The organism is Clostridium sp. C8-1-8 (assembly GCF_009928445.1).
GTDB lineage: Bacteria > Bacillota > Clostridia > Clostridiales > Clostridiaceae > Clostridium_AR.
Genome location: NZ_JAABNO010000003.1, coordinates 198,329 through 224,423, shown reverse-complemented (window position 1 = coordinate 224,423; position 26,095 = coordinate 198,329). Strand labels below are relative to the sequence as shown.

The 26,095-nt window shown below is 30.3% G+C and carries 27 protein-coding genes; 17 read left to right on the top strand and 10 right to left on the bottom strand.

The features are described 5' to 3' along the window. The first annotated feature begins 1 nt into the window (after nt 1). The 4 genes from GXK57_RS04830 (at nt 2) to GXK57_RS04815 (ending at nt 4,071) form a co-directional block, all read left to right on the top strand. Entirely contained in the window at nt 2-781 is a 780-nt protein-coding gene (locus GXK57_RS04830) for an ABC transporter ATP-binding protein (protein WP_160672261.1), read from the top strand. A gap of 12 nt (nt 782-793) precedes the next feature. Further along, complete coding sequence (locus GXK57_RS04825) at nt 794-1,513, top strand: ABC transporter ATP-binding protein (RefSeq protein ID WP_160672258.1); 720 nt, start codon at nt 794-796, stop codon at nt 1,511-1,513. Nucleotides 1,514-1,961: 448 nt separating this feature from the next. Then, nucleotides 1,962-3,374, top strand: a complete 1,413-nt coding sequence (locus tag GXK57_RS04820; protein ID WP_347709079.1) for a peptidoglycan binding domain-containing protein — start codon at nt 1,962-1,964, stop codon at nt 3,372-3,374. A gap of 298 nt (nt 3,375-3,672) precedes the next feature. Next, nucleotides 3,673-4,071: a DUF6608 family protein gene (locus GXK57_RS04815; RefSeq protein ID WP_160672255.1), complete on the top strand. Its 399-nt coding sequence runs from the start codon at nt 3,673-3,675 to the stop codon at nt 4,069-4,071. 72 nt (nt 4,072-4,143) lie between these two features. Here the strand turns inward: GXK57_RS04815 and GXK57_RS04810 are convergent, their stop codons facing one another. After that, nucleotides 4,144-4,680, bottom strand: coding sequence for an HXXEE domain-containing protein (locus GXK57_RS04810; RefSeq protein ID WP_160672252.1), 537 nt, complete (start codon nt 4,678-4,680; stop codon nt 4,144-4,146). A 208-nt stretch (nt 4,681-4,888) separates the two neighbouring features. Then, on the bottom strand, nt 4,889-5,443 hold the full coding sequence (locus GXK57_RS04805; RefSeq protein ID WP_243156368.1) for a TetR/AcrR family transcriptional regulator: 555 nt from the start codon (nt 5,441-5,443) through the stop codon (nt 4,889-4,891). Nucleotides 5,444-5,585: 142 nt separating this feature from the next. Between GXK57_RS04805 and GXK57_RS04800 the strand changes: the two genes are divergently transcribed. Further along, nucleotides 5,586-6,113: an HXXEE domain-containing protein gene (locus GXK57_RS04800; protein ID WP_160672249.1), complete on the top strand. Its 528-nt coding sequence runs from the start codon at nt 5,586-5,588 to the stop codon at nt 6,111-6,113. Nucleotides 6,114-6,135: 22 nt separating this feature from the next. Next, nucleotides 6,136-6,456, top strand: a complete 321-nt coding sequence (locus tag GXK57_RS04795; protein WP_160672246.1) for a carboxylesterase family protein — start codon at nt 6,136-6,138, stop codon at nt 6,454-6,456. Between the two features lie 237 nt (nt 6,457-6,693). Here GXK57_RS04795 and GXK57_RS04790 read toward each other — a convergent pair whose 3' ends face one another. Then, complete coding sequence (locus GXK57_RS04790) at nt 6,694-7,221, bottom strand: GNAT family N-acetyltransferase (RefSeq protein ID WP_160672243.1); 528 nt, start codon at nt 7,219-7,221, stop codon at nt 6,694-6,696. A 344-nt stretch (nt 7,222-7,565) separates the two neighbouring features. Here GXK57_RS04790 and GXK57_RS04785 point away from each other — a divergent pair, with 344 nt between their 5' ends. Beyond that, nucleotides 7,566-8,036, top strand: coding sequence for an NUDIX hydrolase (locus GXK57_RS04785; RefSeq protein WP_160672240.1), 471 nt, complete (start codon nt 7,566-7,568; stop codon nt 8,034-8,036). Between the two features lie 229 nt (nt 8,037-8,265). Here GXK57_RS04785 and GXK57_RS04780 read toward each other — a convergent pair whose 3' ends face one another. Beyond that, nucleotides 8,266-9,060, bottom strand: a complete 795-nt coding sequence (locus GXK57_RS04780; RefSeq protein WP_160672237.1) for an ABC transporter permease subunit — start codon at nt 9,058-9,060, stop codon at nt 8,266-8,268. A 38-nt stretch (nt 9,061-9,098) separates the two neighbouring features. Then, nucleotides 9,099-9,998 carry an ABC transporter ATP-binding protein gene (locus tag GXK57_RS04775; protein WP_160672234.1) on the bottom strand — a complete coding sequence of 300 codons (900 nt, stop codon included), beginning with the start codon at nt 9,996-9,998 and terminating at the stop codon, nt 9,099-9,101. 357 nt (nt 9,999-10,355) lie between these two features. On the opposite strand from GXK57_RS04775, the gene GXK57_RS04770 reads away from it, so the two are divergent. Next, nucleotides 10,356-11,255, top strand: a complete 900-nt coding sequence (locus GXK57_RS04770) for an alpha/beta hydrolase (RefSeq protein ID WP_160672231.1) — start codon at nt 10,356-10,358, stop codon at nt 11,253-11,255. Nucleotides 11,256-11,361: 106 nt separating this feature from the next. Here the strand turns inward: GXK57_RS04770 and GXK57_RS04765 are convergent, their stop codons facing one another. Continuing rightward, on the bottom strand, nt 11,362-12,639 hold the full coding sequence (locus GXK57_RS04765) for a S41 family peptidase (protein ID WP_160672228.1): 1,278 nt from the start codon (nt 12,637-12,639) through the stop codon (nt 11,362-11,364). 692 nt (nt 12,640-13,331) lie between these two features. Between GXK57_RS04765 and GXK57_RS04760 the strand changes: the two genes are divergently transcribed. Further along, entirely contained in the window at nt 13,332-14,015 is a 684-nt protein-coding gene (locus GXK57_RS04760) for a VanZ family protein (RefSeq protein ID WP_160672226.1), read from the top strand. 566 nt (nt 14,016-14,581) lie between these two features. Here GXK57_RS04760 and GXK57_RS04755 read toward each other — a convergent pair. Together GXK57_RS04755 and GXK57_RS04750 are read right to left on the bottom strand one after the other, a co-directional pair. Further along, nucleotides 14,582-15,061, bottom strand: coding sequence for an N-acetyltransferase (locus tag GXK57_RS04755; RefSeq protein ID WP_160672223.1), 480 nt, complete (start codon nt 15,059-15,061; stop codon nt 14,582-14,584). Nucleotides 15,062-15,372: 311 nt separating this feature from the next. Continuing rightward, nucleotides 15,373-16,083 carry a lysozyme inhibitor LprI family protein gene (locus GXK57_RS04750; RefSeq protein ID WP_160672220.1) on the bottom strand — a complete coding sequence of 237 codons (711 nt, stop codon included), beginning with the start codon at nt 16,081-16,083 and terminating at the stop codon, nt 15,373-15,375. A 350-nt stretch (nt 16,084-16,433) separates the two neighbouring features. On the opposite strand from GXK57_RS04750, the gene GXK57_RS04745 reads away from it, so the two are divergent. From GXK57_RS04745 to GXK57_RS04710, 8 genes are all read left to right on the top strand, one after another. Further along, a complete protein-coding gene (locus GXK57_RS04745; protein ID WP_243156367.1) occupies nt 16,434-16,763 on the top strand; it encodes a ribosomal protein L7/L12 in 330 nt (109 codons plus the stop codon). 203 nt (nt 16,764-16,966) lie between these two features. After that, complete coding sequence (gene brnQ / locus GXK57_RS04740) at nt 16,967-18,322, top strand: branched-chain amino acid transport system II carrier protein (protein ID WP_160672217.1); 1,356 nt, start codon at nt 16,967-16,969, stop codon at nt 18,320-18,322. A gap of 484 nt (nt 18,323-18,806) precedes the next feature. Further along, nucleotides 18,807-19,478, top strand: coding sequence for a class I SAM-dependent methyltransferase (locus GXK57_RS04735; protein WP_160672214.1), 672 nt, complete (start codon nt 18,807-18,809; stop codon nt 19,476-19,478). Nucleotides 19,479-19,775: 297 nt separating this feature from the next. Beyond that, nucleotides 19,776-20,324, top strand: a complete 549-nt coding sequence (locus GXK57_RS04730; protein ID WP_202127672.1) for a GNAT family protein — start codon at nt 19,776-19,778, stop codon at nt 20,322-20,324. Between the two features lie 293 nt (nt 20,325-20,617). After that, the gene (locus tag GXK57_RS04725; protein ID WP_160672211.1) at nt 20,618-21,547 is read left to right on the top strand and encodes a 2-oxo acid dehydrogenase subunit E2; all 930 of its coding nucleotides are present in this window, start codon (nt 20,618-20,620) and stop codon (nt 21,545-21,547) included. A 335-nt stretch (nt 21,548-21,882) separates the two neighbouring features. After that, complete coding sequence (locus tag GXK57_RS04720; protein ID WP_160672208.1) at nt 21,883-23,211, top strand: hypothetical protein; 1,329 nt, start codon at nt 21,883-21,885, stop codon at nt 23,209-23,211. Between the two features lie 21 nt (nt 23,212-23,232). Continuing rightward, a complete protein-coding gene (locus tag GXK57_RS04715; RefSeq protein WP_160672205.1) occupies nt 23,233-24,003 on the top strand; it encodes an ABC transporter ATP-binding protein in 771 nt (256 codons plus the stop codon). A gap of 357 nt (nt 24,004-24,360) precedes the next feature. Continuing rightward, nucleotides 24,361-25,113, top strand: a complete 753-nt coding sequence (locus tag GXK57_RS04710; protein WP_160672202.1) for a helix-turn-helix domain-containing protein — start codon at nt 24,361-24,363, stop codon at nt 25,111-25,113. Between the two features lie 17 nt (nt 25,114-25,130). Here the strand turns inward: GXK57_RS04710 and GXK57_RS04705 are convergent, their stop codons facing one another. After that, the gene (locus GXK57_RS04705) at nt 25,131-25,586 is read right to left on the bottom strand and encodes a MarR family transcriptional regulator (RefSeq protein ID WP_243156366.1); all 456 of its coding nucleotides are present in this window, start codon (nt 25,584-25,586) and stop codon (nt 25,131-25,133) included. Then, the gene (locus GXK57_RS04700) at nt 25,576-25,989 is read right to left on the bottom strand and encodes a polyketide cyclase (RefSeq protein ID WP_160672199.1); all 414 of its coding nucleotides are present in this window, start codon (nt 25,987-25,989) and stop codon (nt 25,576-25,578) included. Before GXK57_RS04700 ends, GXK57_RS04705 begins: the two co-directional genes overlap by 11 nt. Nucleotides 25,990-26,095: the final 106 nt, after the last annotated feature.

Here is a 26,095-nt window from a genome sequence, read left to right as displayed (position 1 = left end):
TATGTCATTATTAGAGATAAAAGGCCTAAGTAAGCATTTTGGAGGATTAATAGCGGTGGATGCTGTTGATTTGGAAATAGAAAAAGGACAAATTGTAAGTGTGATTGGTCCAAATGGTGCTGGAAAAACTACTTTTTTTAATATGATAAGTGGTCTATATATTCCAGATGGAGGAGATATAATATTTGATGGCAAAAAGATTAATAAACTTACTCCTGAGAAGGTTGCTAGTCTTAGGATTTCTAGAACCTTTCAGAATATAAGGCTTTTTCCAGAGATGCTGACCGTTGAAAATATAATGGTTGGAATGAATATCAATATACCTTATAAGATAATAGATGTAATATTTAAAACTAGAAGATTGAAAAATGAAGAGGGGAAGGCTTACTCAGAAGCCTTAAAGCTATTGGAGTATGTTGGGCTTAATGGGAAAGAGAAGGAACTAGCAAAAAGTCTTCCCTATGGTGATCAAAGAAGGTTAGAAATAGCAAGGGCTCTTGCAATAAAACCTAAATTAATACTGCTAGATGAACCTGCAGCAGGTTTAAATCCAAAGGAAACAGAGGAAATGAAGCATTTTATATTGAAAGTAAGAAAGGATTTTGGCTGTTCTATTTTACTTATTGAGCATGATATGAAGCTTGTAATGGGGCTGTCGGATAAGATAGCAGTTATTAATTATGGGGTGAAAATTGCAGAAGGCAAGCCAGAAGCTATAAAAAATAATAAAGAAGTGATAAAGGCTTACCTTGGTGAGGAAAAAGAAGAGGTAATAGCATAAGGGGTGAGAAATATGGCCAAAGATGAGGTGGTTCTACGATTAAAAGACGTGAATACTTATTATGGAAGTATTCATGCTCTCAAGGATGTTTCCTTTGAAGTGAAAAAGGGTGAGATTGTTACCCTAATAGGAAGTAATGGTGCTGGAAAAAGTACAACTCTAAGAACAATTTCATCCATAATAAAACCAAGAACTGGAGAAATTTATTTTGAAGATAAAATAATAAATACTCTTCCAGCTCACAAGATTTCTGCACTTGGTATAGCTCATGTTCCAGAGGGGAGAAAGATATTTCCAAGAATGACTGTTGAAGAAAACCTAGAGATGGGTGCTTTTAGGTTCAAAGACAATAATAAGATAAAGAAGAGCATAGAAGGTGTATATGAGATATTCCCAAGATTAAAGGAAAGGGAAAAGCAAAAAGGCGGTACTCTAAGTGGAGGAGAGCAGCAAATGCTAGCTATAGGTCGCTCTCTTATGTCCGAACCGTCTATTCTTATAATGGATGAACCTTCTATGGGATTGGCACCATTAATGGTGGAACTGATATTCGACATAATAAAAAAGTTGAATTCAAATGGTATGACTATACTTCTCGTAGAACAAAATGCAAATAAAGCTCTGAAGATTGCAAGTAGAGGCTATGTGCTTCAAACAGGCTCTATAATACTAGAGGGCACAGGAGAGGAGCTATTAAAAAGTGATATGGTTAGAGAGGCTTATCTAGGATAGATAAAAATGTAATTATTTTGCTACGGGCACAGCAGTCTATTTAGCATATGGGGCTTCTTTTATTAACAAATAATTTATATATCCTCAAATTATCCTATTAGAATAAAAAGGAGTTTTCAAAATAGACTCCGTATTGTAGTAGTAAAATCTTATATATCTTTATGTTCAGGCTATACTTTAACTTAGGGTTAGAGTGTAGCCTGAAAAATTATAGTATAGATATGCATGAAGTAGGTTTAAAATCAAAAATACAAACATATTATAAAGTGTTACTAAAATATTAGTCGCTTATTCTTAAAAATGTATATTACCCAACGGTGCAGTTTTTAATATGCTGCTTTAAAAGGAAATTTATAGTTTCAAAGTTTGCTATGATAAACATAGGGATTTTAGGAAAAAGTAATAGCTGGATTAATAAAAAGTATTTTTGATGAAGGATATAAAGGGTATGAGGAAAATCGATATTAGGAAGCTAAACATACAGGAATTTTTTAAAAGGAAGCTAACAGGAAATATAATAATTTGCATATCAGTGGTTATATTAATATATTTGCTAGTTTCCATATATTTTGCTGGACATTTCTTTTTTAATACCACACTAAATGGGGTAGATGTGTCTTTAAAGTCTCATGATCAGGTTAAGGATATAATAAAAAATAGTGTTAAGGATTATAAGCTTAAGCTTATTGAAAGAGATGGGGGAACAGAAGAAATAGATGGACGAGCTATAGGGTTAAAATATAATGAGAAAAATAGTTTAACTAACATTTACCGCAGTAAGAATTCATTTAAGTGGGGAATTTCGATTTTTAAAGAGCAAAAGTATCTGGTAGATGATCTGTTTGTGTATGATAAATTAAGCTTAGACAATAGGATAAATCAATTAAACTGCCTAAATAAGGATGTAATAGAACCTAAGAATGTTGCTTTTAAATATGTAGATGGTGCCTATGAGTTAATTAAAGAAGTTGAAGGAAACAAGATAGATAGAGCCAAATTTCATAAATCAGTAGAAAGTAGCATAATGGAAGGAATTAAAAATATTGAATTAAATAAGTGTCCATGCTATGAAAACCCAAAGTATACTTTGAAATCAGAGAAAACCGATAAAACTAAAAAACTGCTTGATACCTACGTGTCTGCAAAAATTACTTATTTATTAGGAGATAAGATTGAAACTTTGGATGGGGGTACCATAAACCAATGGCTTTCAGTGAGAGATGATCTAGATGCCAAACTAGACGAGAAAGCTGTAAATGAATATGTGAACAGTCTAAGTAAAAAATACGATACTGTAGGAATACCAAGAAAGTTTAAGAGCTCTATAGGTAAGACTTTAAACGTAGGTGGTGGATTCTATGGTTGGAAGATTAATAAAGCTGCTGAAGTAAAGGAAATTATAAACAGTATAAAAGTTGGTAAAAAATTAGAGCGTGAGCCTATATATACACAAAAGGCTGTGACAAGAGGTGAAAATGATATAGGAGACACCTATGTAGAAATAAATATAACAAGGCAATATCTTTGGTTTTATAAAGACGGAAAGCTAATAACCCAAGGGGATGTAGTAACTGGCAATCCTAACAGGGGAAATGCAACAAGTCTTGGAATATACATGCTTAATTATAAACAAAAAGGATCTACCTTAAGAGGAGAAAACTACGAATCAGATGTGACATATTGGATGCCCTTCAACGGTAATATAGGGATACATGATGCTAGTTGGAGATATTCCTTTGGAGGAGATATTTATAAGAATGATGGAACCCATGGTTGTGTAAATGCCCCGTTATATTTGGCAAAGACTATTTTTGAAAATATAGAGCCTGGAACTCCTATAATATGTTATGAAGAAAATTAATTTTCCATATAAGAATTCTTTATAGGAGTCCTATAAGTCAAATAGAGCAATCAAGCCAGCGTAATATTCTATGGATTAGCGCTGGTTTAGTTATACACAGTAAAGACTTATTCTCCCCATAATTATTTAGATATATTTATACAAAGCAGCATATATTTAGTTTTGTTAGTATAGGTGAAACTAATTTGCTTTAGTAAATAATAAAAAGAGTAAATAAAATGGATAAAATGGTGTATAATGGAACTAATGCTGTTAAAGTTATTATAATTAATTATTACATATTATAAGGGGAGAATTTATGAAAAAGATAACTAACTTAGCTATAATGTTTACCGCAATTTTTACACTGGTAACGTTAATCAGTTCCAGTTACCAACTTTTTATTGGACAACCTACTGATACAAATGCTCATATATTGATAAGAGCATTATTTACATTTGTAGGAGTAGGAGTGTATGGAATATTTTCCTGTATAAATATTAAGAATTCATACGTAAAACTTTTAGTCCAGTATTTTATATCTATAGTAGTTATATTTATAGCTGTATGGGGAATTGGATTTTGGGGAGAGCTTTCTAAAACTGCATATAGAGATGCTTTTCTAAATTGGAGTTTTATATTTTTATCAGTGGTTATAATAAAAACTATTGTAACGAAAATAAGTAATAGAAAATTAAGTTTAAGAAAAGATAACTAACAAAACAAATAAGACTGCTTCAAAATTAATTGGTGATTTTGAAACAGTCTTATTTATTGTAATAGAAATTTTCTATGGAGTATTAACTTTGTACTTTTCTAACCATAAGCTAAAAATTTCTATCAATTTATGAAGAGTATATATAATTCCTATCATTAAGGCTGTACCTACAAGCACTGCAATTATTTGAGTATATATGCTGAGGTTGGATAAAATATGAAGTTTAATTTTGTATTCAATAAAAATACAAAGAGGAAGGAAGAGGACGCTGGTGAATACTCCTGGTACATATCTTTTGAAGTTTATACTCATTATGATATGGAGCACTAGATGAATGACAAAGGCAGTAAATAAGCCAAACCAGCCAATAAAGCTGTTAGATAGATAAGCGATAATAGTAAGTATAGATATGATAAGAAATTCTATAGCAACTCCGAAGGCTATAGAAGCTGTAGATCCTTTAAAATTATAAGGGATGAATTTACCAGGTCTACCGGCTATATATTGCTTGTTTTTCTCTTGCCAAGCAGTGATCATTAAGATTTCTTCAAAGTCATGAAGCATGAATAGTATAGGAAAAAGCCAAATCATAGTAAATAAGGTTCTCATAAATATTACCTCCACTAATTTAAAATAAGTGACTCACTTGTGACACTTTATGGTTTTTAGTATAATATTTGCAATTATACAAATCAATAGCTTTAACGCAAGTGCTACAAATAAGGTGAAGTGTGACATCTATACGCTTATAAATAACTTAGTAGAGGGTACAGCTTGAAGAAGCTGCTTTCTTTTTTGTTCATGCAAACCATTGACCCTAAAGCCCCTTGGAAAAATTGCTAATTGCTTTGGTCAATATCTTAGACATTTCTTCTGGAGATTCTCTATCTTCATGGTCTATCCAATTTGATAATACATTCCATAGACCACCTATATTATAAAAACTTATATATTCTTCTTCTGCCTGGTTATCATAATCGTGCCACTTTACATTAGGAATGGTATTAAAGTGAGAGATAAATAAATTTATTTGCTCCATAAGAGAGTAAAATAAATGGTTTTTCTTAAATAGCTTTAACTCTTTTAGATGATTATTCCAAAACTTAAAATACACAATAAAGAGATCTGAAATATTTAAATTTGTTAGTTCTTTTAATGCATCCATGTATTCTTTAAATAAATAGTTAGCATATTCGGTTAACAAATCTTCTTTTATATTAAAATTTCTATAAAAAGTTCTTCGAGATAGTTGTGCCTTATCAGCAATTTCTTTTACTGAAATACTAGAGTAAGGCTTTTCTTGCATTAATTCAATTAACGCTTTTACTAACCATCTTTTTGATTGCTCAGCAATTGGATTTGTTTTTTTCAATTTTATAACCTCCTAAAGTGTCACGTTTTATCATATATGTAGCACTTATTCAAATAGTATTGATATTGCTATTAAAAGTATTATACTATATTTGGAAGTAGATGTCTCATGTGTGACATATTATATTAAGGAGTTGATTTGTATGAATAGTATGAATTCTATTGCATGGCTATTGCCAATTATTTTTATGCTTCATGATTTTGAAGAGATAGTATTTATAAAGGTTTGGAGAGAAAGGTATCAGTCAAGTCTTGAAGCTTGCACAATGAAAAAGAAGCCCTATGAGGACTTTAGGAGTACTGATGAATTTTCTATCGGAGTTGAAATATTATTTTTTATACTTTCTATTGTTACCTTAGTTTCAATTATTTTTAATAATTATTATATTTGGTATGGATTTTTGTTTACTGTAACAGCGCATTTTATTACAGCACATTTTAAACTATCTTTAAATTTTAAAAACTATGTTCCTGGCCTAGTGACTGCCATTATATTTCTGCCTATAAATATATATATAATCTATATTTCAACTAAACTATTAGAATTGAACGCACTTGAAATAATAGGGTCTTGTGCTTTTTCTGGTGTATTAGGCTTTATACTTTTTATTACACTTAAAAATGCAGAAAAGAACTTTGAAAGATTACTTATTAAATTCTCAAATAAATAAAAAAGCTATGGAGGGAGAAATTATGAAACCTATTGTAGTAGAAACATTTAAGTATAGGTTTGATTATACCGTCACTGAACATTATTTCGCATCAAAAGCTGTTAATGGGTTAGAAATACCTTTTGTATTCAATAATCTAAAAGCTTTCCAAATAGAGTCAGAAAAAAATAGATTGTTAGCTGATAACATGCACAAGTTGTGGATTTCATTTATTAGATATGGGACACCACAGATAGAAGGCGTCAACTGGCCCAAATATGAAACCAGCAACTGTTTAACTGCTATATTCGATAATGAAATTAAAGTTATGAGCATTTCAGAACCCTATTTATATGGTAATTAATTTATTAGCAAGCTGTTTTAGGGGTTATGAATATGCTTAAACAGCTTGCTAACTTTGCAAAGCACTATTTTTACTGTCTAGGTATCCGTAATTAAATCTAAAGCCATGGAAAAGGTATAGTGAAAAAGCTTTTCTTTTTAGTAAGAACGTATAAAATTTTTTATAGCTAAATCTAGTGAAATGAAAGATTTGACACAGCTAGTTAGGATGATCAATAAAAAAAAATTTTATTTAATACTATAACTCTAAGGTTATCCAGTACCTTTGTGTAACTGGGCCATCATTTTCTACTTCATTTTCTAACTTTCCGCCGTTGTTAATTATAGTCTTAGCAGAGGCTATATTATCATTGTCACAAGTAATTAGAACCTTTTTAATATCTAATTTCAAACATTCTTTTAGTGCTAATGATAGCATTTCAGTAGCATAACCTTTCTGTCTTTCAGATTTTCTAACACTATAACCTATATGTCCACCGAAGTTAAGTAAATAATCATTTAAGCGATGTCTAATATCTATCATACCTATTAGGTGATTGTCATCCCTAGATAGTGCTAAATATGTAGTTGCTGGAACCAACCCTTTACGCACAGTTTCTTCCTTTAAGTTGTCACAAAGTGCACTATACCATTCTTCAAAAGTTTCAGAATTGGCTAGGCCAGCGGTTCCATCCATGCTATCTCCATTTTTAATAAATTCTCTTTTGTAATCAAGTATCATTTCTTTGTAATCTGGTGTAGGTAAAATCAATTTTAGTCTATTCATTTTTGTCCCCCAATTATTTTAAATTTTTATTTAATTTATGCTTTTATTTTGAGTAGTAGTTATTATAACAAATTTTTATATGTATAACAATTAACTTTTTTTAATATTCTTTCCATATGCAGTGAGGGTTATTTTATATAATAATTTGCGACATTCTCACAATTTCATAAGATATAACTATTCAATTTTCAATCTAAGGTATTGTGGTTTTATTAGAGAAAACCAATTATTAATATATATGTTATTTGAATTTATGGTATAATAATCCTCATGTGAAATTATACGTATAGCACTAAAGCTTATTGTAATTTAATGTTGTAAAGAGTATGGGGGGGAGAGTAGTTATGATTAATTTTAAGAATGAGGAAGGAACTTTTAATTTCCGTGTAGCAGGGCTTTTGTTTAACAAAGATAAAATTCTTATACATAGGGGAATAAATGATGATTTTTATGCTTTGCCAGGAGGCAGACTGGAAATGTTTGAAAGTACCGAAGATACAATAGTAAGAGAAATGAAGGAAGAATTAGGTATTGAGGTTAGTGTTAATAGACTACTTTGGATTTGTGAGGATTTTTATACTTTTAATGATAATAAATGCCATGAAATATGCTATTATTATCTGATTGAATGTGAAGATAGTTTACTTATGGATAAAGGAGATTTATTCTACGTTACTGAAGGGAAAAATAAATTCGAATTTAGGTGGGTAGATGTGAAAATCATAAATAATGAAGAATTATACCCTAAGTTTTTAAAAGACAAGCTTGAAAAACTTCCTTCTTCTATTGAAAGAATTGTTGAGAAAGAGGATTAATAAGATTTTTTACTATACCATTAAGAAAAGCCATTAAAAGATATAAGATAAAACATTTTAATAATATAAAATCCACTATAAGGAATATTTTTTGCTTGATTATTGTAAAGCCATTGATGAATAGTAAGACTATTTAGCAATGGCTTATTAATTACAAAAGACACATGAACAAATTAACTCTATTGAATTTTTCTGAGATTAAATCAGCAAGAAAATTATAATTATATACTCAGACTAATTTCTCTGCAGTAAACTTAGCAGAGATTCTCTTAATTAATAAATAATCTATTATCAATATAACAGCTCCACCTAGGAACATAATAAGATTATTAAGTAAAAGCATACCTGTCATCTGACCAACTATTAGAAGAGCTACAGGAAGTACAAGAAGTCCACTTACTTGCTGTGCTTCTTGAAAGGTCTGTGACTTTGCTGAAACCATAACAGTAAAAGTCAAAGATAAAAAATTAACTGCAGGAGTTATCCAAAATATTATAATGAGCCATTGAATATTTGGGAAGATTAATGCTCCAAAATAAATATAACCGCCTACGTTGAATATAATGCCAAGTAATATAAAGGATATCAAAGTTACAATATACGATGGAATAAAAACTCCCAATATCTTAGCCCTAAGCAACTGTTCCATTGAAATAGGAGTGTAGAGTAAAGTTTCAAGAGTTTTATGTTCCTTTTCTCCAACAAAGCTACTGGCACCAAGGACACCTGAGCACATTATAGGAATTATAAGGAAGTAGGATGGAAACATGAAGTTTATAGTTACCTTTATTAAAAGCTGGGCTGGAGAGTAGGAAGTATACTCAGCTGGCAATTTTTTTAGAAGAGGTCCAAGCTTGGTAAGCAAACTAGTATCGCTACCAGCATATTTAGCTCCTATCAATACAGCTATTGGAATCAGCACAATCATGATAAGAGGTACAATGGTCATTGGAAGAATAACCTGCTTTGAACTGGTGATTTCATTTATATCTTTATATATCAATGTTTTTTCACTTCTATTCATGTTATAATCACTCCAGACTTATAATTTTTGTTTTTCAATCAGAAATTCTTTATATATTTAAAATAAAGTTCTTCTAAGGACCATTTTTGCTGTACAGCCTCGTAAATCTCTCCACCACTTGTCAGTATACCTTGAATCAAACTATTTACCTCTGTATCTCCTAAAATGGATTTACTATATAAATCTTTATCTTCATGAATAAATCCAAGTTTATCAGGAATATTTCTTCCTCTAACCTGAAGTCTAAGTGTTGCATTTTTCTTTGAAGCAAGTTCATTGAAGGTACCTAAGCCAAGGATGCTGCCATTATTTATGAAGCCATATAAGGTACAAATATCCTCAGCATATTTCAGTTGATGTGTACAAAGAAATATAGTAACATCACTTTCTTCAGATAGTTCCTTAATAAGCTTTGTAACATTAAGAGCGTTTTCAGGATCTAAACCAGAAGTAGGTTCATCAAGAAATAGAATTTGAGGCTTATGAATTAAGGCCACAGCCAAGGAAACTCTTTTCCTCATTCCAGTACTAAATGATTTTACCTTTTTATCCTTAACATCTATTAGTTCTAGTCTTTCTAAAATAGAGTTAGTCCGTTTTTTTAGAGGCTTTTCCTCAAGTCCATGCATTCTTCCAAAAAACATTAGATTTTGCTCTGGGGTAAGACTCTCATAGCAGGAAGAACTTTCAGTCATAACTCCACATAACCTATGAATCTCAATAGGATTGTCTCTTACAGGTATCCCTAAGATCTCAGCATGTCCAGAGGTTGGAGCAAGAATTCCATTTAGGATTCTAACAGTGGTAGTTTTACCAGAACCATTGGGCCCGAGAAAACCAAATATTTCGCCTCTTGGTATGGATAAACTTATGTCAGTTAAAGCATTAGTGCTGCCATCATAAGATTTATTAAGATTTTCTATCTTTATTGCGTTCATTTTATTCACCTCGTACATATTAAACGTAGAATTATAAAAAAAGTTCAAATTAAATTAATACTTTAAGTATTAAAAGCAAAGAGGTATAATTTAGTAGTAGTTTGTACTTACTGGCTAACAATTACTATGGTGCATACTAGTAAAAAATCCCAGTGGAATATAGTATATATTTAGATATTTTAATTTATAGTGAGCTCTTTAAAATAGAGTTTAAAAGGCTCGAAGAAAACACTATTTTAACTATAAAGTTGGAATTAGTATAATTGTTAAGAAGAATAAATATTCTAGATTTTTTGTTGGGCAGAATGTATAAATATTAATTATAAATACAAACAACAAGGGTAGGGGGAGTTTATAATGTTAATTAAGAAAATTCAGCTATGGGAAGATAATGAAGAGGTTAATCTTTTTACCTATATTTTGGACAATTCCTTAGAATTTCAAACTAATAATAAGAGACCTGCTGTAATCGTTATACCTGGAGGAGGCTATCTTGGAACCTCAGATAGAGAAGCTGAACCAATGGCTATGAAATTTGCATCTCAAGGGTACCATACTTTTGTATTGAGGTACAGTACTAGCTTTAACAAGATGGAGATTGACTTTGATGATCTACCAGAATTCAATGAAAGAGCAGTTTATCCTGGACCACTATTTGATCTTGCTAAAGCCATGATGATTATAAAAGAAAATGCAGAGCAGTGGTTTTTAGATAGTGAAAGGATAAGCTTATGTGGATTCTCAGCTGGAGCACATTTGGCTGCAAGTATGGGTGTTCATTGGCAGGATTCTTTACTGACAGAAAAGTTTGGAGTAGACAGTAGTTATTTCAAGTCAAATGCTGTTATTTTAGGATATCCACTGATAGACTATAATATTATGAAGGAAGAAGTGGCAGCAAGCGAAAACAGATGGCTTGTTGACTTTTGGAAAGTATCTAATAAAGCTATATTTGGAACAGATGTGCAGACTGACGAGGAACTAGCAAAGCTTAGCCCTACTAACTATGTCACTAAGAATACACCACCAACATTCATCTGGCATACCGCAGATGATGGTCTAGTATATGCAGCTAACTCATTAAAGATGGCTTATGAGCTAAGTAAGAATAAGATTCCATATGAACTTCATGTTTTTGAAAGCGGAGTGCATGGATTATCCTTAAGTAATGAATATACTGCCTCTGAGAAGAATCATATCAATCCACATTGTGAACACTGGTTTGAATTGGCTTCAGAATGGCTAAAAAAATATTAATTAGAATTCAGTAATTATTGCAAAGGCGTATTTAAAATATAGCTACATAAAAAGGTTAATAGGAGACAGAACTGGCTTCTATTAACCTTTTTCTATATAGTAAATATTATTTTGTTAAAAATTCAATTGCTTTTTCCAAATCTATGTCTTTTTTTATATGTTCAGGGGTCCATGGAATATAAATATCTGGGGCAACGCCAAATCCAGTCAAGCCTTTACCATTATCTATGTTAGCATCTCTAGAAGTTGGGTACCATAACATAAGTCCATTTTCATACGGCTGCACTGCTACATTACTATAATCAGTGATACCAGCGGTGCCACGGCCTATTAAGGTTACCTTTTCTGACTGACCTGCGATTACTACGAAAGAATCACCAGAGCTACCGCAATATACATCCTGAAGAACAACTATCTTTTCAGGAACTTTTCTTCCATTGATTTTTACATTTAGCACAGAATCGTTTATATCGAATTCTACGAAACCTTTATTTCTGTATTTATCCATTGTATTAAGATAATCTTGAAGAACTTTTTTAGTATTTTGGTCTTCAACTTGAGTAATATATTGCTTAAGTTGAGTTGCTCTCAAAGTATAATTTCTCTCAGTCATATTGTATTGGGCTAGATCAATATGTAACTGATCAAAGGATATTTCTCTAGGGAATATATAGTCAAGCAATTTCATATAAGCAGAATCACTTCCACCATAATTTACTCTTACGTCAATTATTAAATATTTAGCTGTATCCAATGCAGTTTTATTATTTTCTATAAGTTTACTAATAGCATCGTCATCATTAAAATCTGTTATTTTAATTAATAGGGTATCATTTTCCATTGGCTTTATGGAGTATTCAGGAATATATTTTTCTTTTTCATACTTTTCTAAAAGCATTTCAAAAGCTTCGCCAGACTTTGTTTCAATAACACATTGTTTATGTTTGAGTAATACAGAAGACCAATTTTCTCGTTCAGCATGAGAACCAAGGACTTGAATATTCTTCTTGTATTTATTGCCAAGATCTGCTATAGATATGTCGTCTATAGCTATAATAGCCATTCCTTTTTTAAGTCTTGTTTCTTTACCAACCTGTGTTATATATAATTTATCTTTATATCTTCTACATTTAAAGCCATTATCGTAAGGCTTAGAGATATTATTTCCTGATAATGTTAAAGACACATGACCATCTCTAAAATCCAATAAATATTCTGATACTATTTCTTTAAAAGTAATAACATCTAAATTATTGTCCTTTTCAAGAGATATAAGCTGATTTCTAAATATTTCAGGAGCATCCCAGCCTTTTTTATCGTTGCACCCTGAATAATCTGTATGCATTATGCTAGTAATATCGTCAAAGATTTCTAAGTAGTTCATATTGAAAACCTCTCTCCAATGTGAAAATTTTATAGTTTAAGTCTCTACCTTATGGAAACAGTAATATAAATATGAAAGTCAACCACACTTATATTTATGTAAACAGTTAATTTGCAATTAAAACTTCATGTAGACTAGAATCAAATATTTATAAAATTATATAAATATATAGTTATATTGAGGGGGGGCGAACTTTTACTCTTGGAAGCTCGAGGTATCATAAGAATAATTGATATAGTGGAAATTAAGGATATATTAGAGTTGAGGAACAATCGATGGATTAATATTTATATAGTGGCTAAATACTTGATAATATGTAAAATATATCATAGTATAGCTTTCTCAGTCAAATATTCAAGGATTAATTAAACCTTGGTATAAAGATATAAAAATAAGTTTTGTTCAAGTAAAGTTTAGGTTGAAATATAGGAATTCTTTAGTGTTATTTTAGAAATAGTTAAGTGGATAGATAAGTGTTTATTGGATATAATTACAATAAAATATATTGATTAACAATGTACATAGTGATACAATGTATATATCAATGAAATAAGGTTGTAAATAAGGGATTAATGATCAGGAAAATTAATAAATTATTTAATCAACGGTTCTAAAAAATTATAGTTAATGGTTGAGAGATTAAAACGTGAAATAACAACCGAAATAATAAAAATTTAAATGGAGGATTAAGTATGAATGGTTTTAGAGATTATATTAATGACATATTGAAGGATATACTTACTGATTCAAGTAGCAAGAAAGACATTGCAGATGAAATAGAAGATCATCTAAATATGTTAAAACAAGAGTTTATAAGCCAAGGTTTTTCTGAAAGCGAAGCAGTTGAAATGGCGATTAAAAACTTCGGAGAGATTAAAAAGATAAAAAAGAATTATGCCAATACATACAATACTTTTTCTAGAACTACAAGTATACTAGCAGCCATATTATTTACGATGTATATGTTAATGTTTATACAAGTGTCGTTTCTAAGGTATAAGGGCGAGGTAACTTTTGATACAATAAATCTGGTTCCATTCAAATCCATATATTTTTACTTGACTAACTTTAATCATATTAACAACTCCACATGGTTTAGTGCACTTTTTGGACCAGTTATTGCATTCATTCCATTTGGATTTCTTATCCCGGTTATTGTTAATAAAATAAAAAATGCTAATAGTATTGCACTTGTATCACTGGCTTTTGCTATATTTACAGAAGTACTTCAACATATTACAAAACTAGGAGTAGCTGATATAGATGATGTTATGTCAGCTATTATCGGAAGCCTTGTTGGATATGCCTTGCTAAAGCTAATGGTGAAGATTATTTTGACTATAAAGAAATTGGTTTCTAATTTAAAGCTAGCCTAAGTTTATAAGATTAAATCTATTTCTTCGTTTTAAAAGTTAGGACAACAATGAATATTTATTAATAAAAACAGCCTATAAAGTTTTTAACTTCATAGGCTGTTTATACTTTCTTGGAAGAAAGTATAAAGTTATAGGTCGCTTCAGCGACTTTTTTACTTTAATAAATTTATTATAATTAAATTCTGATTTTATATTTTAATTGAAATCAATACAAATATGAGTTGCATTTTAGAAAGCATAAATAATTGAAGAATGGATCAACATACAACATGAAGTATATAATTAAATGTGAAAAATGCATAAGTATATTTAATTAATATAGATTAATAGTTTAATAAAAAGAATAATTAGTTTTATTTTATAGAAGCAGTTTAAAACTGCTTCTATAAAATATTTATAAAACTGGTTAGGTATAATGGAAAGTATTGTAGTAAGGGCATTTGTATTTATATAGTATACAAATGTTTACATAATATAGGATTTGTAAATAGCAGTTAAAATATTCATTTCATAATAGATAAATAAAAATTTCTGAAAAAACAATTAGGATAAATATGTTTTAAAGCTTATATGACTAGTTCCATTCTTCGGTTCCTAGTTGTTAATCCCATCTTTTCATAAAACTCAATTGCATCCTTATTGAACTCCCATACTATCAACTGAATAGAGGAAGCTCCTTCAGCTTTTGAATAACTTAATATATGATTAAAAAGTAAAGTGCCAAGACCATTTCTTTGGTTAGTTTTCTTAACGGAAAAGGCATCAATATAAGCAAAAGAGGATGCTTTAAGAATTGGAATGCTTCTTGGAGGCATTATAGTAACTATACTATAGGCTAACAAGTGGTTAGATGAGGAAGCTTCTACTACAAATACTCTGGTAGTTTTATCTTTTAGTAGTTGTATAAAGTTTTCTCTGTCAAAAGGGGTATCTGAATCAACATAAACATCTGGTCTGTTTCTAAAATGAAGTTTATGTACTTCCTTTACTAATTCATTTAGTTCAAAATAATCGCTTTCAATTGCTTGTCTTATTTTATTACTCATATATAATCTCCTTTAAAAAGTTTTATTTTCTCACACAATATATTTTTAGGTGACATAGTATGAAAAGTTTATTTCGTAGGTTAATAAATTTTTATAATGGTCTTAATCTGGCTACTAAAGCTTTAATTTTTTTATATTATTCAAGAAAAATTTATTGCCAATAATATATCTAAATGGTTCTAAACTAGAGGATAAAAAACTCCACTTTATATTTAGAGGCTATTTATATTTGCCAATAAGCAAAGTGGAGTAAATTGCTAGAATAGCTAATTAGTAATAGATGTGAAAACTAATAAAATTGTTTAAGAAACTTACTTCATATATTTCTCGACCAACTCATAACATCTATCCTTAGTTGTTCGTCCCAAGGAATCTGTATAGATTACAGGTTCTAAAGTTCCACCTTTTACTGAGGAAGAAGCCTCTTTAGCCTTGGCATCTCTTTTTGCTATCCACTGAACTTCTTCAGTTTGTAGGTTTTTCATATCACTAGCAGATAGTTGTTCTTTTAGGACTCCATAAATTTCATTTAAAGCGTTGTCCCAAGCCTTATATATGTCTCCTGCAGCTTCTCTCATATCTTTTGTTGTAGCACCATTTTGTAATTTAGTTTCCGCAGGCTTTAAGCTTAACTCTAAGTTATCTAGCTTTTCTTTATACTGCTGCTTCTTGCTAGTAGAGGTAGTTTGATTTTTATCAGTAGCTGCCTTAGATAATTCTGTATCTATTCTGTTCTTTAATTTATTTACACTCTCTCTTTGAGAATCATCAAGTTTTTGTTTGCTTAGATCTTGTATTAGTGCTTTAGCCTCATCATATTTTTTCTCATCAACCAGTGAACTTAGTTTTTCTATGCTCTTCTCAGCTTTTATTATATTATCATCCTTAGCAGTTGTATTTGAACTGGAATTAGTATCACTAGGATTGCTTTGAGTTGTAGTGGTGCTACCTTTATCAGTATTACCGCAACCAACCAAGCCAAAAGAAAGAATTAAAGCTAAAAGTATTGTTGATTTTTTCATAATTTTTCTCCTAACATTAAAAAATAAGTCTAACTATGGATATATTATATCATTTTTCTCAAAAGTTCACATATATTTAGGTGAAGTTCATATCTGATAGTATTTCAAGGAAAAAACATATGCTAATAAAATGTTCTGTACATTTGCTCTGTTATAGAAAAGGAATTTGTGGTAAAATTTAGGTTGGTGTTATCTGGCTGTTTTATATAGATATTCTTTATGAAAGTTTAGTTATACATGTTAGATAATGCTGACTTCTATGGGGTATCGGTGATGCATAAATTAATGCATGAAATTGGATACAATAGGAAGGTATTAGCAAGTAATTTGAAAATTAGGAGGAAGAGTATATGAATGATATGACTACGATCATACTTGTAATCGGTGCAATTATATTAATAGGTCTGATTACTGCTATTGGAAAGCTGAGAAGTGATGTGTCAAGTATTAAGTATACATTAGAGATGCTAGAAAGGAAGCTTGGCACAACTAGTGTAGATAATATGAATATAAAAAGTGAAGCACCTAATTCTGAAAGCGTGAATAATGACTTAAATGATGAGATAAGAAAACTTATTTTAGAAGGCAAAAAGATAAAAGCTATAAAAGTATATAGAGTGGCAACTGGTGTTGGTCTAAAAGAAGCAAAAGATTATATAGACTCATTTAATGTATATTAATTGATCAATAAAATGAACTAATATTTGCTATCTTCTTCAGTTAAGCTGAAATTTATTGTAATATTGATAAAATAAGTTTTACTAATTTAAATAAGTATATTATAATAAGAAAAATAGATCACAATGTTATCAAAAAAGCAATAGCTAAAATGCACTTATGTTGCTAGTTTTTGATAGTATTAACATTTGAAGGGGGATAACTTATGAAGAAAAAGCTAAGTTTTAATCAAAACTTGCTAATAGGTTCATTATTATTTGGACTATTTTTTGGTGCTGGTAACTTGATATTTCCAGTACAGATGGGGCAGCAGGCTGGCAATCACACATTTGCTGCTACTATAGGATTTTTAGTTACAGGGGTGGGTCTTCCTATACTTGGCATTATTGCATCAGCTCTTTCAAGAAGTGAAAGTCTATTTGATATGGCAAGACCAGTAGGATCAAAATACTCAACTATATTTACCTGTCTGCTATATTTAACAATAGGACCTCTATTTGCAATACCTCGTACTGCAACAGTAGCCTTTGAAGTTGGAATTCATCCATTTATATCTGATGGAAATTTAAAGCTAGGACTTATTATTTTCTCATTATTATTTTTCGTTGTCACAATATACTTTTCGTTGAAACCAGGGCAAATATTAGATTGGGTTGGTAGATATCTTACACCTATATTTCTAGTATTGTTATCAGTCTTGTTGATTGCAACCTTTGTAAACCCAATGGGGCATGTAAGTGACTATGCAGCTCAAGGTAATTATGTTGCAAAGCCATTATTTACAGGTTTGTTAGATGGTTACAATACCATGGATGCTTTAGCTTCAGTAGCCTTTGCTATAATAATTATTTCAAATATTCAAAAGTTAGGAGTTACTGATCCTCGTCTTATTGCAGTAGAAACTACTAAATCAGGGTTAGTAAGTGTTGCAGGAATGGCTATCATTTATGCATCATTAGCTTACATGGGAGCAACAAGCCTAGGAAGTGTAAGTCGTGCGGATAATGGTGGAAGCATACTGTCGATGGTGAGTAATCATTATTTTGGTGTTGTAGGAAAAGTATTATTAGCTGCGATTGTAATAGTTGCCTGTGTAAAAACTGCTATCGGCTTAATTACTTCCTGCTCAGAAATGTTCAGTGAAATGTTTCCAAAATCAATATCCTATAAAAAATATGCTATTGCCTTCACACTATTTTCCTTTGTAATAGCAAACTTTGGATTAAGCAACCTAATAAAGTTCTCTATACCTGTACTTATGTTTCTTTATCCATTAGTAATTACATTGATCCTTTTGTCAATATTGGCACCGTTTATTAAAAAACAAAGTTATGTTTACAAATGGACAACAGGGTTGACTGTTATAGCTGCCATATTTGATTTCCTAAAGGCATTACCAGAATCTCTTCAAGGAAGTGTAGTTACTAATCTTGTGAGCTTTGCAGCTACTTATCTGCCAGGATTTAACTATGGATTTGGATGGATACTTCCAGCGCTTTGTGGTTTTGCTATTGGCATGATTCTTTGGGGTGTTCGAGGAAACAAGAGCTCTATAGTATAAATTAGTTTTTTTAATTAAACAATTGTGTTTTAAGTAAGTTTAATATATAAAAAGATGCATACTTATTTAATTTCGTATAATAATCCTTAAATCGTATTATTTGTATAAAGTTACTAATATATAAGAATTACATTTTTTATAATAAAAAATGTAATAAATAGATGTACCACTTTTAGATGAAATGTATATTTTTAAAAGACTCACTATGTACTGAGAGGGATTTTGAAAATAATTTTCTGATTGAAGTGGTACATTTTTATATGTAGATATACTACTTAGATCCCTATAATGAAAATGAAGCTTTTTATGAATCTAAGAGCTTGATTTTGATATATTTAATTAGGAAGTGGTATGTCTATATGTGTATGAACTACTTCCAAATTAAATTATATTCTCAAATGCTTTCCTAAAAATCTAAAGGGGCTTGGCAAGTAAATCTCTATATCTTAAATAAAGTAAATTAACAAGAAAGAAGTGTAGGAATATGACTAATAAATTTAAGATTAATGAAGAGTGGAAGCAATACGACCAATATGTCACTTCAGAATATGGCTTTAATCAAATATCTATCTCAAAGTTCATTGTTAACATGAAGAATCATCTCTTGAAATGTGGTTATAAAACCATATTGGATTTGGGCTGTGGTGATGGAAGACATAGCATATACTTTAATAAGGAAGGATTCGAAGTTTATGCATCAGATATCAACTGCCACAATATCCATAAACATGTGAATGCCTTGGATATAACTAATGTAAGTATTTGCGAGCATAGTTTCGTAGATATACCATATAGTGACGGTTTTTTTGATGTAGTAATATGTACTTCTACCATACATCATGCTAAGGTATACGATATAAAAAGAGCTATTATTGAAGTTTATAGGATATTAAAACCACAGGGATACTTCATCTTTGATATACTGTCAGATAAGGATGAGTCCTATGGAGTTGGGGTAGAAATAGAGAACAATACCTTTATTGGTTCAAGGCAGGGTGAAGAAGGTATACCTCACCACTATACTAACAAGAGAGAACTAAGGGCTTTGCTAGATTTATTTTCAAATGTTGAAGTAAATAAAAGCATATATAAACTTACTGACTTAAGTGGAAACATCTATGTCTCAAAAGCTTTTGAGGTTGTCGCCATTAAATAGCATATTAATAGTAATCATTCAAATTAAAGACATATTAAAGATTTATGTAAGGTAGGAATTGTTTATCATATAAAAATATCTATTTTATAGCTCCTATGCTTAGAATAAAGTCGTTGTAAAATATGCCTAAAGGTTGTAATATTATGATAGATAGCTGTATTAATATGATAGATATCTATAAAGAAATAAGGAGTGGTGTTGTATGAGCAAAATTATGAGGTGCTATTTTAATTAAAGTGGGGGAATAAGAAAAAACATTCATCTATTCCTCCAAAAATGAAAAGGAGAGATTATTAGATGATATTAATGGAAACAGAAAGACTTATTATAAGAAGATTTCAAAAGGATGATTGGAAGGATTTATTTGAGTATCTTTCTCAAGAATCTGTTGTTAGATATGAACCATATGATGTTTATGATGAAAAGTCTAGTATTGAAGAAGCTGGTTATCGTTCAAAAAGTGATTCGTTTTTTGCAGTATGTTTAAAAGAAAACAACAAATTAATAGGAAATGTTTATTTTCAGCAGCAAGAGCCTAAGGATTTCTTAACTTGGGAAATAGGCTATGTTTTTAATCCGGATTATTATGGACAAGGATATGCTACAGAAGCTTGTAAAAAAGTTATGAAATATGGCTTTGAAGAATTAGGAGCACATAGAATCATAGGTCAATGTAATCCTGAGAATACATCTTCCTGGAGGTTACTAGAACGTCTATCTATGAGAAGAGAAGGACATTTTAGAAAACCGGTTTTCTTTAAGAGATCTAAGGATGGAAAGCCAATATGGCATGATTCTTATGAATATTCAATTTTAGAGGAAGAATTCTTTTTATTAAATAACTAAATAAATATCAATTGTTAGAGTATAGCTTTGAGATCAAAGTAGTAAATACTTATTAAAAGAAATCATTATATAAATACTCCTCATAAACAGAAAGAATTTGTTAATCTACTATGTTTGAGAGGAGTATTTTTTTATTAATGCACAAATAAAGTTCTAATTAAAATTTATGACTTATAGTCATAAAAGTTATTTTGTATTGATGATTTTCATAACAATTATAGTGTAACTTAGATGCATAATTAAGGAAAATGAGTTTTGGCTCAATATGGTTAAAGAGATAGGTGAAGAGATTTATGAAAGAGATAAATAATAAAAGTGGAAGATCTCAAAGATTTGACTTGCAAAGAAGAGTAGTATCCCATATGACCTCAACTTCATGGAAGAATATCCCCCATGTATCCTATATATATGAGCCTGATATTACGGATTTCTTCGAAGAATTTAGTAAGCTAGTAAGGTATAAAAAAAGTAAAGATTATAAAATTACCTTTAATACCATAATGATTAAGGTCATAGTTGAAGGGCTGTTAGCAGCTCCAGATTTAAACGCGCATATTAAGTATAATCATAAAAAATCAGAAGGTTCTACTGAGATTTTAGAAAGAATAAATGTTTCAATACCTTGGCTTCTAAGTGATGGTAAGATGATTACTCCCATAATACCTGATGCTGATAAAATGAGTTTAGAGGAGATTGCAGATTATATGATAAAGCTTTCTAAAAGAATCGAAAATACCAATGTTGAAGAAATGCTGTATAAGGCAGTAGTAGCTGATACCATTGGAGAATTAAAAAAATTCAATTTTACTGTGATACAAAGAATTCTTGCCTCTAAAGTTACAAGATATGGAGTAAAAGGGCTTAAGGGGAAGGAAAAAGAGGAGTATTATAAAACAGCAGAAAGTGAGCGCTTGACAGAAGAGGATATTATGTCAGGTACTGTGACGGTATCTAATATTGGCTCCTTATATAAGGAGCAAAGAGGCTTCTTTGCATTACTGGAGATTATACCACCACAGGTTTTTGCAGTTGGTATAGGTTCTGTACAAGAGAGGCCTGGTGTGTATACAAAGGAAAATAAAAGCAAAGAAATTGGTATAAGAAAAATACTTCCTATGTGTCTAGCTTTTGATCATAGGGCAGTTGATTTTAGTTCAATAATCCCTTTCTTAAAAAGGGTGGATGAAATTTTTGAAAAGCCAGAGGTAATTCATAAATGGTAGATAAGTTATAATTGTATTGATTTGAAGTGAAATCAGTTTTATAAGTTTGATACTTGTAATGAAGTAAATGCAATATATTAATTATAAGCACTGTATATTTCGGAAATTATCCGAACTTACGGTGTTTTATTATTTAGCAAATTAAAGCAATTCTATTCTCGATATAGTGAAATGGTAAATGATTACATAAAACGTGATTAAACCTGCTATAATGGCCATATTTGAAGTTTGTAGAAAGATATTATTAGACGTACAATGATGTTGTCACGATATAGTGACTAATAAAACGTATATAAATTATTACTAGTATACTAAAAATAAATAGGAGGCTAAAAATGGGAACCTTAAAGTATGCAGCAAAAATGCTTAAGACAGACGTAAGACAGACATTTCTTTATATAACTTCTGTAGTATTTTCCACTTTAGTTTTATTTTATGGCTATAATATAATGGACAGTAATTCGCAGATTCCTCGTAACGGGAGTAATTGGCAGATGCTTCAAATACTGTTGATGTTTTTAACCTTATTGTCAATATTTATAGTTTTTTTCTCAAATTCTTACTTTATCACAGGCAAATCTAAGGAGTATGCTCTTGCAGAACTTGGCGGAGTCTGCTCATATAGGCTAGTAGGTATGCTTTGTTTTCAAAATATAGTGGTTGGAATAGTAGGTGGACTTATAGGAATAATAATTGGAATAATTACAACACCAGTGCTATCCTTAGCGACCAATGGATTACTAGGTGTGAAGGGCGGTATTCAAGCATTTTCTATGGAAAGCTTAGTGACTACAATTATTATAACTGTCTTTATAATAATACCTTATGTAATAATTGGAGACTTTTCTTATATAATCAATAAGCCAGTAAAGGAAATGATTTATGGAGAAAGTAAGGTGTTCACACCAAGAGCAAAGAAATTTTCATTGCCGGAACTGCCTAGTGAATGGAAGCAGTTATATCCGCCAAAGATTAGTAAAGTAGAAGTAAAACCAAGTAAAATAGTTGCGATTATACTTTACTTTATACCAATTAGCATAATTTTTGTGGATTCTAGTATTATATATTTTATGTTGTTTTTCTTTTTAGTAATTTCAATAATCGGAATCCAAAAGCTTTTAAGAATTTACTTTCCTGAGAAGATATTAGAATTAAAAAGTGGAAAGTACGCAGAAGATAAGATCAAATTGATATCTTTAAGTAATCTTCATTATTCTCTTAGAAAGATAAATTATCTAATTATACTGTTAGCACTATCTTCAGTAACTCTTATATATCTTACAGGAACTAATAAAAACTCTCATGAAGTAGAGTTAATGAGTCTGTTGGTATATATTTACTCCATAATAGCTTTAGGTACAAGTATACTATATAAATTTATTATAGAAGCATCTTATAGAAAGCATATTTTTAGGCAATTGTCTCTCATAGGATATACCAAAAAGCAGATGAAAAAAATAATTAGAGAAGAAGTGGTCATGATTTATGCTATAGCCATAGTAGTTCCTCTAATTCATATTTTAATATATCTTTATAAATTCATTAGTTTTGGAGTAATTTCTATTAAGCTTGCAACTATACTTCTTGGAATATTTATAGGAATATTTCTTTTAATGATACCAATTTCCTACAGAGTTTATAAAAAGCTTGTTTTGTCTATTTAACAAAGCATTGGAGGTAATAAAATGAAAGAGATAATAGCAGTAAAAAGACTTGTGAAAATATATGAGGGGGCAAGTAGTACTAAAGCTTTAAACGATGTTAGTTTAAATGTGAATGAAGGTGATTTCATATGTATAATGGGGCCTTCTGGTTCAGGTAAGTCTACTTTTTTAAATATAATAGCCAATATAGATGTTCCAACACAAGGTGCAGTAGAATTCAATGGTAAAAATATTTTTGAAATGTCTGAAAGTAAAGTAGGAGAGTTTAGAAGAGATAACATTGGGTATGTTTTTCAAGATTTTAACCTTATTGATACTTTAACCGTTGGAGAGAATATTAGAGTTCCATTGACTTTAGCCAATAAATCAAAAAGTGAGTGTAATGACAGGGTGGCAGAGATCGCTGACAAATTGAATATATCAGAGCTTTTAGATAAGTTCCCTTCAGAGTGTTCTGGTGGACAAAGACAAAGAGCAGCGGCAGCAAGAGCCTTAGTATTAAATCCTAAGATGATAGTAGCTGATGAACCAACAGGAAACCTTGATACTAAGAATTCCCATGATATGCTTAAGATATTGAAAGAGCGTAATGAAAAAGAAGGAATAGCTATTGTTATGGTAACTCATGACTCCATGGTAGCAAGTTATGCTAAGAGACTTCTATTTTTAAGAGATGGGAAGATTGATGATTCTCTTGAAAAAGGTAATTTAACGCAAAAGGAATTCTTTTATAAGATAGTAGATATAACTTCTAAGGAATCTCAAGGATTGTTTGAGGTTATAGGAAGCTAAAGTATAAATTTAGCTCTTTATTATAGGACATTTTCCGATAAACCTGATAAGAATGAAATCTATCAAATAGAAGTCTTTAAAGTTTGTCGGAAGTGTTATTTATACTAAAGAAGATGGATATTTTATAGAATGTACTTATGAACTGCAAATCCATAAATGTGACACTTTATTTTAAAATATATACAATAAACTTAAAACATCAGGGGCTTTAAAAAATAGTTATCGGATCCAATTGAGATACATTTATATATAAATAAATTCATAAAAAATGAAATAGAAGAACTTAATACAAGGCATTAAATGAGGTAGTAGATAATACTTTAGATTTAGCAGTTATATTTTGGAAGGGAAGTACTTATGAGCGGAATTAATATAATAACTACAGAGAATAAAAGACTGTATCCTGCAGATATTTACGATGATGTAGCCAGGATACCTATTATTGATATAGATAGTATATATGAGATTTTGTATAAGCAAAGAAGTATTTTGGTAGTATCTAATCAGTATGATCAATATGGAGATGAACTTAAAGCTTTTAATGGATATTTAAAAAAAGAAGATATAAAGGCTTTATATTATATTAAGGATGAAGAAAACGGCAGCAATCTAAGTGAAGTGATGACTTTATCTGAAGCAGCAAAGAAGTGGGGGTTTTCAGATGGATCTACCATAAGAAAGGCTATTGAGAGGGGCAAGTTTGAAACCTACGAGATAAAGCAGGCAGGGGATATATGGATTACAACTTATTCGGCAATGGAAAGAGTTTTTGGAAAAATAAAAAATGAAGAAAATGAATTTATAATCTATGATGATTTTGAAGGATATCTATATAATCTTTGTTTGAAAGATTTTCAAAAGGCTTATTTAAAGATTGACGATTATGAATTTAATGATAATTTATACCAATATATAAAAAATGTTCTGAGAGAAGCTTTAGATAGTATTAAAAAAGGTAAAAAAGTTATATTTAAGGTTAAAAGAAACAATAAAACTAAGCAGATAATAAATACAGAAAAAGAACTTTTGGTATACATAAAGTTACTTTGCAGAAGAAGACTTATGACTGAAAAAAGAAATGAGAGATTAATAAAAGAGTTGTTCTCGTAAGATTACAACTCTTTTAACTATTCCAATATCTTTAGATATTGTCTAAAAGCATTCTCGTCATCTTTTAATATGCCGAAGAACTGGTCATCTATTTTTTCTACGATAGGTAAGGCTTTAATTACCATTTCTGATCCTTTTGGTAGCAGCTTAACTGCTTTTGCTCTACTATCTTTTGGATTTGCAGTTCTTTCAATAAAGCCATTCTTTTCTAAGCCTTTGACTATCTGAGATACTGACATAACATCCATATCTGCCATCTTAGCAATACTTACTTGGGTAACATTATCATCTGATTGACTAAGAAAATTAAGTGATGTAAGTACAACGAACTGTGGGTGAGTAATTCCTAAAATTCTAAGTTCTTGGCTAATTGTTGAATGCCACTTGTTATATACTCGAATAAAAAGAAGTCCCGTAGATCCGTCAGCATTGTTTTTAAAACGAGTGGATGGAAAATCCAATTTATATTTCAACCTCCTTTTTAATCTTCATAACTGAACTAGGAACATCAGAGAATACACCACAAATGAAATTGAAGTCTTCTTCTGATGGATTTTCTTTTTCTAATCTCACAGTGTGCTTTATGTAGGTCTTGCCGTCAGCTTCTAAGATATCATGTTCAAAATACAAGCCTCCAATACCAGGGACATCAGTTCGGTCGCAATAAGAAGCATTTTTAACTATATTGGTTAGTGTGAAAGGCATTTCTGGCATTCCTTCTAGCTTCATAACACCAGTAGTGCCTGTTTCAATTTCGCCATTAAATTTAATGTATTCTAAATCTTCCTCCCAAATATTTCTCTTTTTAGGATCTGCATAATAAGGCCAGATAAGCTCCTTCCTAGCATTTACTCCAACTTTAAAACTTAACTCCATTTTTAACCCTCCTATTTATAAATGTATTTATTATAAGTACATATATTATAAGTATATTTATAATATAAAAATCTTTTTTTGTCAATATTTAACTTGATGTTTATTT